Genomic DNA, 14,447 nt, shown 5'->3' with positions numbered 1-14,447 from the left:
AGAATTGAGACAGGGGCGCTGCCTTGGTTCCCGAACAGAAACCCGAAATCGACACCACCGTGCGCGCCGTGCTGCGCGACGTTCTTGGCCTGTCCGCCGAGCGCGCTGCCGCGTTCGACGCCACGACGCCGCTGTTCGGCGCGCTGCCCGAGCTCGATTCGATGGCGGTCGCCGGCGTGCTGACCGAACTCGAGGACCGGCTCGGCATCCTGATCGAGGACGACGAGGTCGACGGCGAGATGCTCGAGACGTTCGGCGCGCTGACCACATTCGCGTCGAACAAGGCGCTCATGTGATCGGCCATTACGACTGGGCCGGCGGCCGCGAAGCGATGCTGCGCTTCGGGCCCGCGGGCGGCCCAGTCGTGGTGCTGGCGTTGCCGCTGTTCGAAGAAGCGAACCGCACGCGCGCCTTTGCCGTGGCTATGTTGCGCGCGCTCGCCGGGCACGGCATCGCAGCGCTGTTGCCCGATCTGCCAGGCACCGTTGAGAGCGAGACTGCACTTGAGGATGTAACACCAACGGACTGGACGGAAGCGCTTTTTGCTGCATCCGGAGACGGGCGTTGTCATGCTGCCGGCATCCGCGGCGGCTGCCTGATCGCGGGCAATATCCCGGCGCGCTCGCACTGGTTCCTGTCGCCGGCATCGGGCGAAGCGATCGTCCGCGATCTCGTCCGCGCGCGCCAGGCCGCCGATCGCGAAACCGGCGGCGCGTTCGACCCGGTCGATATCGACCGCGACGGCCCACCGATCGAACTCGCCGGCAATCGCGTGCCGCGCGCCCTGCTCCGGGCGTTGCGCGCGACCGAGCCGGACGCCGCGCCGCCCTGCCGCGTCGTCCGCCTCGACAGCGACCCAGCACCCGCCGATCGCCATGTCTCGGGCGCTCCGCTGTGGCGCCGCGCGGAACCCGATACCGATCGGGCGCTGGCGGCTCTGCTCGCCGCCGACCTCGCCGATTGGGTGCGCCGATGCGAGAACTGATCGCCTTCGATTGCGCGAGCGACACGCTGCTCGGCACGCTCGATACCGCCGAGGGCAAGACCGGCGTGCTGATCGTATCGGGCGGCAACGAGATCCGCATCGGCGCGCATCGCGGCATGGCGTCGCTCGCCGCGCGCCTCGCCGCCGCCGGCATCCCCGTCTTTCGCTTCGATCGCCGCGGCATCGGCGATTCGAGCGGCGAGAATGGCGGCTATGCGTCGAGCGGCCCCGACATCGCCGCGGCGGCGGCAGCGTTCCGCGAACACGCGCCGTCGCTCGAGCATATCGTCGGCTTCGGCAATTGCGACGCCGCGACCGCGCTGGTGCTGTTCGGCCGCGAGGCGGGGATCGATCGGCTGATCCTCTCCAACCCGTGGGTGATCGAGCCGGCCGACGACCTGCCCCCCGCCGCCGCGATCCGCGCACGCTATGCCGAGCGCCTGCGCGATCCGCGGGAATGGCGGCGCCTGCTCACCGGCGGCGTCAACATCGGGAAGCTTTTTAACGGCTTGATGAAGATTGCTGCCAGGAGCGGTGAAGATAGCGGGGACCTCGCGACCCGCTTCTTCTCCCGCCTGCCACGCGATACGACGGTGATCCTCGCCGCGCGCGACGCCACCGCGCAGGCCTTCGCCGCCGAGGCCGAGCGTCGGCGATGGCCCGGCGCCATCGTGCGTATCGACACCGCATCGCACAGCTATGCCCGCACCGGCGATGCCGACGCGCTGGCCGAGGCGATCGCGCGGGTTTGTTGATCACCTGCCGCCGCGCGTGACGCTGACGAAACGCCATGGACCCTGAAACAAGTTCAGGGTGACAATATGATCTCAGTCCCCCCTTACGCCGCCTGCAGCGCGGCGGCGACGGGCGCGGCGTCGGCGAGGATCAGGTGGACGGTGTCGCCGCCGGGATGCGCCACCATCCGCACGCCGAGCCGGGGCAACGCCGCCTCGTCGATCCGCGCCGCGTCGCGCAGCCGCAGCCACACCCGGCTCGATGCCGCACCCGATTCGATGACATTGTCACGCCCGCCGAGCGCCGCGAGCCACGGCGCTGCATCGACCGCCACATGCGTCCCGGCCGGCGCCATGCTGGTCGCAACCGGCGCGGCGGACAACGGCCCGGCGGCGGCGCGCATTTCCATCGCCACCGCGTCGGCGATCGGCCCCAGCACGACCTGCAGCCCCTGCGCCGACGGCCGGATCACGCCCGCCGCGCCCAGCGCCTTGAGCCGCGCCTCGTTGACCTTCGCCTGATCGTGCACCACCAGCCGCAGCCGCGTGGTGCAGGCATCGATGCTGGCAAGGTTGCCCGCGCCGCCCAACGCGGTGACGAACGCCCCGCCCCGCTCGCCCAGCGCATCGGCGATCTCCTCGCCGACCGGCTCGGCCTCGCGGCCCGGCGTCTTGAGGTCGAACCGCACGATCGCGAAGCGGAACGCGCCATAATAGAGCGCGAAATAGGCCAGTCCCACCGGCAGCAACAGCAGCGGCCGCGTCGCCTTGGTGAAGTTGAGCGCGTAATCGAGGAACCCGGCCGAAAAGCCGAAGCCGAGCTTGACGCCGAGCATGTCCATCAACGCCATCGCCAGCCCGGTCAGCACCGCGTGCAGCGCGTAGAGCGCAGGCGCGAGGAACATGAAGCTGAACTCGATCGGCTCGGTCACGCCGGTCAGGAACGCGGTAAGCGCCATCGACAGCAGCATCCCGCCGACCGCCTTGCGCCGCTCGGGCAGCGCCGATCGATACATCGCCAGGCAGGCTGCAGGCAGGCCGAACATCATCACCGGGAAAAAACCGGACATGAACGCGCCCGCGCTGGGATCGCCGGCGAAGAAGCGGTTAAGGTCGCCGGTGGTGCCGTGATAATCGCCGACGATGAACCAGGCGACGTTGTTGAGGATATGGTGCAATCCGGTGACGATCAGCAGCCGGTTGAGCACGCCGTAGAAGAACAGACCCACCTCGCCCGATCCGATCACCAGCGTCGACAGCGTGTTCATGCCGGCATTGATCGGCGTGTAGAGCCCGCCGAACACCAGCGCGAGCGCCAGCCCGGCCAGCCCGGAGATGATCGGCACAAACCGCCGCCCGCCGAAAAAGGCGAGATAGTCCGGCAGCTTGATCGTCGCATAGCGATTGTAGAAGCCGCCCGCGATCAGCCCCGAAAGGATGCCGATCGGCACCGACAGCTTGGCGATCGCCGCGCTGCGCCACGCCGCGTCGGCCAGCGCCGCGGCGTCCTTGGCCATGCCGGCGGCCGCATCGGGCGGCACGGTGAGCAGCGTCTCGCCCCCCTTGGTCGCAACGAGATAGCAGACCAGCCCGGCCAGCCCGGCCGCGCCGTTGTTGTCGCGCGCCAGCCCGACGCCGATGCCGAGCGCGAACAGCAGGCCGAGATTGTCAAAGATCGCCGCGCCCGCCGCCGCGACGAACGGCACATCGAGCAGATCGGGCTGGCCGAGCCGCAGCAGCAGCCCGGCGATCGGCAGCACCGCGATCGGCAGCATCAAGGCGCGGCCGAGCGGCTGGAGCGATTGCAGCGAGAGCTTCATGCGGCCTTCTCCATCAACGGCGCGACAAGGGCGCGGACGGCATCCGCATCGGGCGCCGCCAGCGCCTCGGCCGCGAGCGCACGACAGCGGGCGAGATCGAGCGTGCGGACCAGCGCCTTGGTTTCGGCGACCGCCGCGGCCGGCACCGACAATTCGCCGACGCCGAGCCCGATCAGCACCGGCACCGCCTCGGGCACCGCGGCGAGCCCGCCGCACACCCCGGTCCAGCGCCCATGCGCCGCGCCGCCGCGCACCGTCATGTCGATCAGCCGCAGCACCGCGGGGTGCAAGCCGTCGAGCCCGGCGGCAACGGCCGGGTTGGTCCGGTCGCGCGCCAGCGCATATTGGCTGAGATCGTTGCTACCGATCGAGAAGAAGGCGGCGTCGGCGGCGAGCGTTCCGGCGATCAGCGCCGCCGCCGGCGTCTCGACCATGATGCCGAGCTCGGGCGCCTGCCGCCCCGCCGCGCCCGCCAGCCGGTCAAGCGTCTCGCGCGCCTCGCGCAATTCCGCCGCGTCGGCGACCATCGGCAGCATGATCTTCAGGTTTGCAGCGGTGACGCCGAGCAACGCCCGGAACTGCGTCTCCAGCAGCGCGCGCCGGGCGAGTTGCAGGCGGATGCCGCGCAGGCCGAGCGCGGGGTTCTCCTCCGCCGCCATCGGCAGCCACGGCGCGGGCTTGTCGGCGCCGATGTCGAGCGTGCGGACGATCAGCGGCCGCTCAGCGAGCGCATCCGCGATCTGCTGATAGGCGGCGCGCTGCTCCGCCTCGTCGGGCGGCGCGGCGCGATCGAGGAACAGGAATTCGGTGCGCAACAGGCCGCATCCTTCCGCGCCCGCAGCGACCGCCGCCTCGGCATCGGCGGCCGAGCCGAGATTGGCGACCACCTCGATCCGTGTGCCGTCCGCGCTAACCGCCGGCTCGTGCGCCCGTGCCATCGCCGCGCGCCGCCGTTCGCTGCGCAGCGCCGCCTCGGCGCGCGCGCGGTCCAGCGCCTGTGCGTCGGGCGCGACGCGGAGGCTGCCGTCGGCGAGGATCAGCCCGGTGCCGTCCTCGACCAGCGCCAGCGAAGGCCCCAGCCCGGCGAGCATCGGCAAGCCCAGACCGGCGGCGATGATCGCGACGTGCGAGGTCGCGCCGCCCTCCGCCGTGGCGATGCCGCCGAGCCCGGCATCGGCCAGCGCGACGAGCTGCGACGGATAAAGCGTCTCGGCGACGAGGATCGCGCCGGCGGGCGGGCGCGGCGGTTCGGCCGCCTCGCCGAGCAACGCGACAAGCACGCGGCGTTCGAGATCAGCGAGATCGTCGAGCCGCTCGGCGAAGCGGCGGTCGCTGGTCGCACGCAACGGCGCGGCGGCGCTTTCGATCGCCTGCCGCCAGGCGAGCCCCGCGCTTTTGCCCGCCGCGATCATCGTGGTGGCGGCATCGTCGAGCGTCGGATCGTCGAGCAAGGCGAGGTGCGCCGCGGCGATGTCCGCTTGCGGTCCGGCGCCGGCCGCCTCGCGTTCCAGCGCGGCGTGAACCTCGGCCTTGGCGGCGGCTAGCGCCTGCCGCTCGTGCGCGGGATCGCCGCCGGTCTCGGGCACCGCGATCGCGGCATTGCGCAAGCGGAATGCCGGACCGATCGCCATGCCGGGCGCCGCGGTGATGCCCCCGAGCGTGTTGGGCAACTCGGCGGGCGCCGGTGGCGCGTCGGGCGTAGTCTCCGTGACGGGCAGCAGCTCGACCATGCCGCCGGCGATCAGCTCGACGATCGCGTCGGCGGCGCGGTCGGCGTCCGGCCCGGCCGCGCGGATCGTGATCGGCGCGCCATGGCCGAGCGCCAGCCCGAGCATCGCCACCGACGAGCGCGCCGGCGCCACGCGGCCACCGTCCGCGACGATGTCGACAGCCGCGTCATACTCACCCGCGAGCCTGGCGATCCGCGCCGCCGGGCGCGCGTGGAGCCCGTGCGCGAGCGGCAGGCGCAGCGTCCGCTCGACGGCGGGGCCGGTCGGTGCGGCCGCAGCCTCGCCCCCGGCAACCGCTTCGAGCACGAACAGCGGCGCGCCGATCGCCATGGCCCCCTCGCCCGCGCGCTCGACGATGCGGAAGGCATCGCCATTGGTGACGATCACCGGCGTGACGAGACTGCGTGCCGTTCGCGCCAGCTGGTCGAGATCGAATGCTACCAGTACATCGCCTCGCGCGACGCGTTGCCCCTCGGTGACGCGCGGCGTGAATCCCGCGCCGCGCAAGCCCACCGTATCGAGTCCGATGTGCATCAGCAGCACCGGCCCGCTGTCCAGCGTCAGCGTCACCGCGTGTCCGGCGGGATGCGCGGTAGTCACCACACCGTCGCCCGGCGCGACCAATTGCCCCTCGATCGGATCGATCGCCAGGCCGTCGCCCAGCATCCGATCGGCGAACACCGGATCGGGCACGGCATCGAGCGGCGTCGCCCATCCGGCGAGCGGGCTGATGATCTCGATCGTCATCGGCCCAGCGTCAATCGATCGAGCACCCAGAACGGGTCCGGCCCGGTCTGCGCGAAGGTCATGCACAGGTCATGCGCGCCGTGTTGCGGGGGGATGACCCCGGATACGGTGGCATCGCCCGAGGTATCGGTGGCGGCGGCCAGCGGCACCGTGGCGATCACCGTGCCGTCGCAGCCATCGCGGCGCACCTTGAGCTCGCCCGCCGGCGTCGTCGGCTGTTCGAACACCACCTTCTTGATGTCGTCGCCGATCGCGAAGTTGAACGGCTGGCGGCCGACCGTCGCGGTCAGCCGCGTCACCCCGTCGAGCGGCGCGGCGCGCCAGATCCAGCACGGGTGCATGATGTCCGCCCAATGGATCTTGCGCACGCCATCGGTCGGGCCGTCATCTTCGAGCCGCAACGGGATCGCGTCGCTGCACAATTCCATCTCGCTGGCGCTGCGCGTCCGCAACAATTCGGGCGCGGCCAGCCAGCGCTGCGGCTCTCCCAGCGCGACATCGCCGGCGAAAGCCTGCGCCATCAGCGGCGTTCCCGGCGATAGCGACAGCGGCTGCTGATAGGCCGGCGACCGCGGCGACGGCGCGCTGCCGTCGGTCGTATAGCGGAAGGTGCCGATCGCCGCCGGCTGGCGCAGCGCCACTGTCAACGCATCGTCGCTGCCGGAAAAGCGCGCCTCGACGTCGAGCGGCGCCTTGTCGTAGCGCAGGCCCATATGCTGCCACCGCGTCATTGCCGCCACCAGCCGCGCCGAGAAATCCGGCCAGTCCTTCGCCGGATTGCGCCATGCTAGCTCGGCGAGGATCGCGGCGCGCGGCCAGATCATGCGATCGGCATAATCGGTCGTGCGGACGTGCTCGGTCCACAGATTGACCTGAAGGCCGAGCAAATGCCGCCGCTGATCGGCGGTCAGTTCGGTCGGCGCCGGATCGAAGCCGTAGAGCTTCTGCCAGTCGATGATCGCCCCGCGCCCCGGCGGCTCGCCGGGTGAATCGCTCTGGCGGTTATCGAGATAGAAGATCGGTGCCGGCGCCAGGATCGCGTCATGCCCGCTCCTGGCCGCAGTAATCGCCCCGTCGATGCCGTGCCACGACATCACCGTCGCATCGCCCGGCACCTGCCCTTCGAGAATCTCGTCCCAGCCGATCATCCGCCGGCCGTGCTTGTCGAGATAATCGCCGAGCCGCGCCATGAACCAGCCTTGCAACGCGTTCTCGTCCTTGAGGCCGAGCCGCTTGATCTGCGCCTGGATCGCGGGATTCGCTTTCCACTGGTCTTTCACCGCCTCGTCGCCGCCGATATGGATGTAACGGCCGGGGAACAGCGCCATCACCTCGTCGAGCATATTATCGACGAAGCCGAGCGTCGCATCATCGGGGTCGAGCAGATTGGGCAGCACGCCCCATTGGTTGCTCGGCGTTTTCGGTGGATTGGGAATCGAGGCAAGCGCGGGATAAGCGGCGACCATCGCGGTCGCATGGCCGGGCATGTCGATCTCGGGCACGATCGTGACGTGATGCGCCCTGGCATAAGCAACGACGGCGCGGATCTCGGCCTTGGTATAATAGCCGCAATAGCGAACCGGCTTGCCCGTCGCGGGATCGGTGCCGGCGGCACCGGCCTCCTGCCGGCAACCGCCGATCCCGGTGAGGCGCGGATAGCGATCGATCTCGATCCGCCAGCCCTGGTCGTCGCTCAAATGCCAGTGCAGCGTGTTGAGCTTGGCCATCGCCATGCGGTCGATCAACTGCTCGACATAGGAGACCGGCTGGAAGTGCCGTGCCGAATCGAGCATCACCCCACGCCAGCCAAACGCCGGCGCGTCGGCGATGGTGACGGCGGGGATGCGGCCGTCCGGGCTGGAGGCGATCAACTGCCACAGCGTCTCGGCGCCATAATAGAGCCCGGCATCGCTCGCCGCCGAAATGGTCGCGCCGGCCGGCGTCACCACCAGCCGATAGGCCTCGGCGCCCTTGATCCCCGCATCACGTCGAAACCGGATCGCGCCCCTGGCGGAAAAGGACAGCGCCGGCCCACCGCTTCGCGCAACGAGATCGCGCAGCCGGCTTCCCGCTTCCTTGCCGCCGTCGTCAGTAACCGAAATCGCCGCACCCGCGACGACAAAGCGGCCCGCGCCGACCTCGACCGATGCGGGCATCGGCAAGAGCGGCAGCGGGCCGGACGGTGCCGCCCGCGCCGCCGCGGGCACCATCGCGGCGATCAGGGAGAGCACCAGGAATCCACGCATCAGACAAACCTCACGAGCGTCGCGCGACCGACATACCGCGAAACGGCACACGATCGTCAATCACCGCCTCACCGCGGCGCGAAAAAGGGCGGCATCGCGAGTGTTCCCGTCGATGCCGCCCCCTGCCATTGATCAGAAATTGAGGTTCACGGTCGCCAGAAACTTGCGGCCGTTCTTGTATACGCCACGCGGCAGCAGCGGGGTGTTGGCATAAGCATAATATTGGCTGTCGGTCAGGTTCATGCCGGACAGCGTCAGCCCGAGATATTTGGTGAAGTTATAGGTCGCCGAAACATCGACATTGGCACTGTCACGGACGAACATCATGTCGCCGCGATCGATCCCGGTGAAATATTTCGACCGCCAGGTGTAGGTGCCGCGCAGCGAGATCGGCCCGGTTTCGAAAAACGGGCTGACGCTCACCTGGTGCTTCGAATTGTACGGCAGCGCCGCGCCGTCCTTCCCGTGGGCATCGGCATAAGTGTAATTGGCGAGGATGCCGAAGCCGTAAGGCAGGTTCTGCTGATAGGCGATCGCGAAGCCCTTCGAGGTCGCCGTCCCGGCATTGTGCGGGCGGCTGATGTCGTAGGTCGTCACCATGTGCCGGGACTGGTTGAAATGGTCCTCGGGCGCGGTCGTCTGCAGGATGTAGTTGCCGATATCCTTGTAGAATACCTCGCCGGCGAGGATCGAGTTGCGCGAGAAATACCATTCGACCGAAGCGTCGTAATTGGTCGCCTCATAAGGATCGAGATCGGGATTGCCGCCGCCGCCGGTCAGGATCTGATCCGATAGCCAGAAATAATTGGTCATGTCGGCATAGTTCGGCCGCGCGATCACCTCGGACGCGGCGAAGCGGAAGATCAGATTGTGCTCGAGATTGATCGCGACGTTCACGCTCGGCAGCACGTTGCTGTAATGTTTCTTGGTCGTCTCCCACGTCCAGTCCGGCTCGCCGACGCAACCGACCTTGGGGTCGACCGGCGTGCAGACGAAGCCCGCGCTGCTCGTATTGGTGCCGACATAGCGCACGCCGACATTGCCGCGCAGCGCGCCCTGCTCGAAATTGGCCTGGGCGTAGACCGCGTTGACCTTCTCGTTGACGTCCCAATTGCCCGCGGTGAACTCCGCCGCGGCGAATTCGGACGGCACCGGGAAAGAGGCGCCGGCGGGCAGCCAGTCACCGCCTTCGACATAATCGACCATCGACGATCCGCTGATCTTGAAGCGGCCGGCCATCTGGTCGTTCACGCCATCGAAGCCATCGAGATAATTGCTGCCCGCGCCGCTGGGATCGAACAGAGAGGTCGGCGCGGATACGCCCGCGACGGTGACGCCGGCATAATGCTGGCTGGTCTCGTGATGGCGCCATTTGTAGCCGACCTGGATGCTCTTGAGCGACCCGTCGAACTTGAGCGTGATGTCGCCCTGGGCGTAGCGCTCCTTGTCCTTCGTCGGCTTATCGACGAGGTTGCCGCTCCAGCCCGGATCGGTGGCGAAGGCATCCGGATTGCCGAGCACGTCGCCATTGGCATAGCTGATCGTGCCGGGCGATTTCGGCGCGCCGCTGATATCGACGGTGTAATCGGCCCAGTTGAGGAATTCGAGGAACACCTGGTGCTTGGTGCCGCCATTGGCGTTGGAAATGCCGCCTTCGACGCTGATTTCATAATGCTCGTCGTTCCAGTCGGCCTTGCCGTGCCAGGTCTGCGAATGCATCTCGGCCTTGCGGTATTGCGCATCATAGACCGACAGCGCGTGCTTGAACGTCGCGCTGGTGACGATGCCGTCCTCGACGGTCAGCCCGGTCAGCGCGCCGGCGCTGTTCCAGGTGTTGCCCGGGAAGGCATATTCGGACTGGTTGAAATTGTCGTAATTGGCATCGATCCGCAGATAGTCTCCGGTCAGCGTCAGCTTGTCGACCGGCTTCCACTGCACCGTGCCCGAATAGGTCTTCCGCTCCCGCTGCTGCTCGAAATAGCTGGTGCCGAAGGCATTGGGGAAGCGCGCGTCGGGATTGGCGAGCAGGGTCGTCGCGCACTCGCCGGTGCAGTTCCCGGTGGTGATCGAGCTTACGCCGCCATCGTTGGTGCCATTCCAGAAATCGGCCGGAATCGTGCCGTAGCTTTCCAGCCCGTCACGCCGCAACCGGTCCTTCGAGCGCTGGAACGAGGCAAGCACGCCGAACGTATCGGCATCATTATGCCAGCTCAGCAGTGCCGAGCCCTGGATATCGCCCTTTTTCGAGCGATCGTTGTAGAGATAGCCGAGCGACGCCGCGCCGGTGAACGGGTCCATCTCGAGCGGGCGGCGGGTAATGACGTTGACGGTGCCGCCGATCGAGCCCTCGTCGATCCGCGCCTCGGGCGATTTGTAGACATCGACGCGATCGACGAGTTGCGGCGCGAGCAGCGCGTAATTGAAGGTGCGGCCCGGGGAATCGAGGATGAACCAGTCCGCCGAGGCCACCGTCTGGCCATTGAGCAGCGTGCGGTTGAGCGCCGGATCGGTGCCCAGGATCGACACCTTCTCGCCCTGCCCGAACTGGCGGTCGACGGTGACGCCCGGCACCAGCGTCAGCGCCTCGGCGACATTGGTGTTGGGAAACTTGCCGACATCCTCGGCCGAAACCGAATCGATGATGGCATTGGCATTGCGCTTGGCTTCCAGGGCGGCCCGCAGCGAGGCGCGGATGCCGGTGACGACGATATCGCCGGGCTGCGCGTCGCTGCCGGCAACGGCATCGTCATGCGAGACCGGCGCGGTATCGTTCGCCTGCGCGAAGACCGGCGTCGAGACGGCCAGCGCCAGCGCGCTTGCCGTGCCGGCGAACAGCAACTTACGGATTTCGATCGGAGCCTGGATCATGATATCCCCCTTCCCATGAGGCCTGAATGGACAGGACCAAAATATGACCAAATCGCCTGCCGAGCCCCCGTCTTTTGCGTGGTTGACTCATCGGTTCGGCCTTCCGAGCATGGATTAACTGCCAAACGTCATCATTTTGCAATACCAAAAATGATGCCAATGTAATTTTTCTGCACTTTGGTATTGAAAAGGCATTATCGACCGGCTTAAGACGGCCGGAGCAAGGGGGAGCGGATGGTCGTCGAACGCATCGGAAGACTGGACGAAGGCGACAGCGCGCCGCTCTATCTCCAGTTGCAGCGCGTGCTGCGCTCGGCGATCGAGCGCCACGTCCTCTCGCCCGACGAGGCACTGCCCCCCGAACGCGATCTCGCCGAAGCCTACAAGGTATCGCGCGTCACCGTCCGCAAGGCGCTCGACGGGCTGGTCGATGCCCGGCTGCTGACCCGGCGCCAGGGCGCGGGCACGTTCGTCGCCGCGCGCGTCGAGAAGAATTTCGCCACCATCTCCTCCTTTTCCGAAGACATGCTCGCGCGCGGCCGCCAGCCGCACAGCGAATGGCTGTCGCGCGCGGAAGGCAGCGTGACGCCCGAGGAAGCGATGGCGTTCGGCCTCGGCCCCGGCAGCCCGGTCTATCGCTTCACCCGCATCCGTTATGCCGACGGCATGTCGATGGCGCTCGAATATGCCACGGTGCCGGCCTGGTCGCTCGAATCGCTCGATGCCGTCAGCGAGTCGCTCTACGACGCGCTCGGCGATGCGCGGCCGATGCGGGTGCTGCAGCGGTTGCGCGCCGTGCTGTTCAATGCCGAACAGGCCGAATTGCTCGGCATTCCGGCGGATTCGGCGGGGCTGGAAATCGAACGCCGCGGCTTCACCCGTGACGGCCGCACCGTCGAATTCACCAAATCCTATTATCGCGGCGACGCTTATGATTTCGTCGCCGAACTGAGTGTCGCGCCGCGCTAGCGGCCAGTGGAGGAACGAGTTGCCCGACGCCGTCACCGCCGAATCGACGTTGATGTTCCACGAAGCCGCCGAGGCCGGCGCCGCGGTGCGCCGCCAGCGCGCGGCCAATGCCGGCCCGCTCGCCGCGCTCGCGGCCAGGCTCCGCGATGCGCCGCCTCGCGCGGTCGTCACGCTGGCGCGCGGCAGCTCGGACAATGCCGCGACGTTCGGCCGCTATCTGATCGAGCGCCGCGCCGGCGTGCTGACCAGCTCGGCCTCGCCGTCGGTCGCCTCGGTCTATGACGCGGTGCCGGACATGGCCGGCGCGCTGGTGCTGGCGATCTCGCAATCGGGCCGCAGCCCGGACCTGATCGCCGCCGCCGAGCAGGCGCGCGATCGCGGCGCCATGCTGGTCTCGCTCGTCAATGACGAGGCCTCGCCGCTGGCGACGATGGCCGATGCCTGCCTGCCGCTTGGCGCCGGCCCCGAAAAGAGCGTCGCGGCGACCAAGTCGTTCATCGCCAGCCTCGCCGCGCTGCTCGATCTGGTCGCCGTCTGGACGCAGGATGCCGCTCTCACCGCCGCGCTCGACGCCCTGCCCGATCTGCTCGACCGGGCATGGCAGCTCGATTGGTCGCCCGCCCTGCCCCTGCTCATTCCGGCCGAGCATCTTTACGCGGTCGCGCGCGGCCACGCCTTCGGCATCGCGCAGGAAGCCGCGCTCAAGATCAAGGAGACCTGCGGCTTCCACGCCGAGGCGTTCAGCGCCGCCGAGGTGCGCCACGGCCCGATGGCGCTGGTCAACCAGGGTTTCCCGGTCCTGCTGTTCGGTCAGGACGACGAAAGCCGTGACAGCGTCGCCGAGCTGGCCGCCGAATTCGCCGGCCGCGAGGCGGCGGTGATCCACGCCGGCCTGCCGGGTGCGCCGGGCCTCGCGCTGCCGGTGCTCGACGCCGATCCGCTGATCGCGCCGGTGCTCGAGATCGAGAGCTTCTACCGGCTGGCCAACGCGCTGGCGGTGGCGCGCGGCCGCGATCCCGATCGCCCCCCGCACCTCGCCAAAGTGACCGAGACCGTCTGATGGCCGAGGCACTGGTCAACGCCCGCGTGATGCTGCCTTCGGGGCTGCGCGACGATGTTTGCGTGGTGATCGACGACGGCGCGATCCGCGCCGTGTCGTCGAGCCCACCGCCCGATGCGCGGCTGGTCGATTGCGCGGGCAAGCTGCTGCTGCCCGGCTTCATCGATACGCAAGTCAATGGCGGCGGCGGCAAGCTGCTCAACGACGATCCCAGCGTCGCGACGATCGCGACGATCGCCGCCGCGCATCGCCGCTACGGCACCACGGGCCTGCTGCCGACGCTGATCAGCGACGATCTGGCGGTCGTCGAGGCCGCGATCGCCGCCAGCGATGCCGCAATCGAGGCCGGTGTGCCCGGCGTGCTCGGCGTGCATATCGAAGGCCCGTTCCTCAGCCCCAAGCGGCACGGCATCCACCTCGAATCGAAGCTGCGCCCGCTCGACGATTCGGTGATCGACCTGCTCGCCTCGGCGCGCCACGGCCGCACCCTCGTCACGCTCGCGCCCGAACGCGCGACACCGGCGCAGATCGCGCGGCTCGTCGCCGCCGGGGTGATCGTCGCCGCCGGCCATTCGGACGCCGATTACGCCACCGTGCGCGGCGCGATCGACGCCGGGGTTACCGGCTTCACCCATTTGTTCAACGCGATGTCGCAACTCGCCAACCGCGCGCCGGGCATGGTCGGCGCCGCGCTGGAGGACGACGCGACCTATGCCGGCGTGATCGTCGACGGCCACCATCTCCACCCGGCGAGCCTGCGCGTCGCGATTCGCGCCAAGGGCACCGATCACCTGATGCTCGTCACCGATGCGATGCCGACGGTCGGCGTGGAAACCGATTCGTTCGTGCTTCAGGGCCGCGCGATCCATCGCGAGGGCGATATGCTCAAGAGCGACGACGGCGTTCTCGCCGGTTCGACGCTGACGATGGCGCGCGCCGTCGCCAACGTCATTGCGCAGGGCCGCGTCACGCTGCGCCAGGCGTCGGCGATGGCCTCGGCCACGCCCGCCGCATTCCTCCGGCTTGCCGATACGCGCGGCGCGATCGCCGCCGGGCTCGCCGCCGATCTCGTGCTGCTCGACGACGATTTCACCGTGCGCGAGACGTGGATCGGCGGACAAACCTCGGGGGATAAGATCTGGTTCGCCCAATCCTCCTAGGCACCGTCACCCTGAACTTGTTTCAGGGTCCATGGTGCTCCCTCGGCGTCACCTGCACCGGCGGGGGTCGCTCCATGGATGCTGAAACAAGTTCAGCATGACGATATTGTGGGGTGAATGTCAGGCCC

The 14,447-nt window shown here is 68.6% G+C and carries 10 protein-coding genes; 6 read left to right on the top strand and 4 right to left on the bottom strand.

The window, feature by feature from the left end:
- Nucleotides 1-23 precede the first annotated feature (23 nt).
- From K7G81_RS02955 to K7G81_RS02945, 3 genes are read left to right on the top strand one after another with little or no spacing between them, the layout of a single operon-like run.
- On the top strand, nt 24-296 hold the full coding sequence (locus tag K7G81_RS02955; protein ID WP_223029226.1) for an acyl carrier protein: 273 nt from the start codon (nt 24-26) through the stop codon (nt 294-296).
- Nucleotides 293-985, top strand: a complete 693-nt coding sequence (locus K7G81_RS02950; protein WP_223029225.1) for a hypothetical protein — start codon at nt 293-295, stop codon at nt 983-985. The genes K7G81_RS02955 and K7G81_RS02950 overlap by 4 nt, the downstream gene beginning before the upstream one ends.
- Complete coding sequence (locus tag K7G81_RS02945; RefSeq protein ID WP_223029224.1) at nt 973-1,740, top strand: hydrolase 1, exosortase A system-associated; 768 nt, start codon at nt 973-975, stop codon at nt 1,738-1,740. The genes K7G81_RS02950 and K7G81_RS02945 overlap by 13 nt, the downstream gene beginning before the upstream one ends.
- 83 nt (nt 1,741-1,823) lie before the next feature.
- On the opposite strand, the gene nagE is transcribed toward K7G81_RS02945, so the two are convergent.
- The 4 genes from nagE to K7G81_RS02925 form a co-directional block, all read right to left on the bottom strand.
- Nucleotides 1,824-3,539 carry an N-acetylglucosamine-specific PTS transporter subunit IIBC gene (gene nagE / locus K7G81_RS02940; protein ID WP_223029223.1) on the bottom strand — a complete coding sequence of 572 codons (1,716 nt, stop codon included), beginning with the start codon at nt 3,537-3,539 and terminating at the stop codon, nt 1,824-1,826.
- Entirely contained in the window at nt 3,536-6,016 is a 2,481-nt protein-coding gene (gene ptsP, locus K7G81_RS02935; protein WP_223029222.1) for a phosphoenolpyruvate--protein phosphotransferase, read from the bottom strand. Before ptsP ends, nagE begins: the two co-directional genes overlap by 4 nt.
- Nucleotides 6,013-8,262 carry a family 20 glycosylhydrolase gene (locus tag K7G81_RS02930; protein ID WP_255586502.1) on the bottom strand — a complete coding sequence of 750 codons (2,250 nt, stop codon included), beginning with the start codon at nt 8,260-8,262 and terminating at the stop codon, nt 6,013-6,015. The genes ptsP and K7G81_RS02930 overlap by 4 nt, the downstream gene beginning before the upstream one ends.
- Nucleotides 8,263-8,394: 132 nt before the next feature.
- Nucleotides 8,395-11,130, bottom strand: a complete 2,736-nt coding sequence (locus tag K7G81_RS02925; RefSeq protein WP_223029221.1) for a TonB-dependent receptor — start codon at nt 11,128-11,130, stop codon at nt 8,395-8,397.
- A gap of 234 nt (nt 11,131-11,364) precedes the next feature.
- On the opposite strand from K7G81_RS02925, the gene K7G81_RS02920 reads away from it, so the two are divergent.
- The 3 genes from K7G81_RS02920 to nagA are packed head-to-tail and all read left to right on the top strand — an operon-like array spanning nt 11,365 to nt 14,319.
- A complete protein-coding gene (locus tag K7G81_RS02920) occupies nt 11,365-12,099 on the top strand; it encodes a GntR family transcriptional regulator (protein WP_223029220.1) in 735 nt (244 codons plus the stop codon).
- Between the two features lie 19 nt (nt 12,100-12,118).
- Nucleotides 12,119-13,159, top strand: coding sequence for an SIS domain-containing protein (locus tag K7G81_RS02915; RefSeq protein ID WP_439649519.1), 1,041 nt, complete (start codon nt 12,119-12,121; stop codon nt 13,157-13,159).
- Nucleotides 13,159-14,319: an N-acetylglucosamine-6-phosphate deacetylase gene (nagA, locus tag K7G81_RS02910; RefSeq protein ID WP_223029219.1), complete on the top strand. Its 1,161-nt coding sequence runs from the start codon at nt 13,159-13,161 to the stop codon at nt 14,317-14,319. Before K7G81_RS02915 ends, nagA begins: the two co-directional genes overlap by 1 nt.
- Nucleotides 14,320-14,447: the final 128 nt, after the last annotated feature.

This window comes from Hephaestia mangrovi, assembly GCF_019880555.1.
Classification (GTDB): domain Bacteria; phylum Pseudomonadota; class Alphaproteobacteria; order Sphingomonadales; family Sphingomonadaceae; genus Sphingomonas; species Sphingomonas mangrovi.
This window is presented reverse-complemented; position numbering and strand designations above follow the sequence as displayed.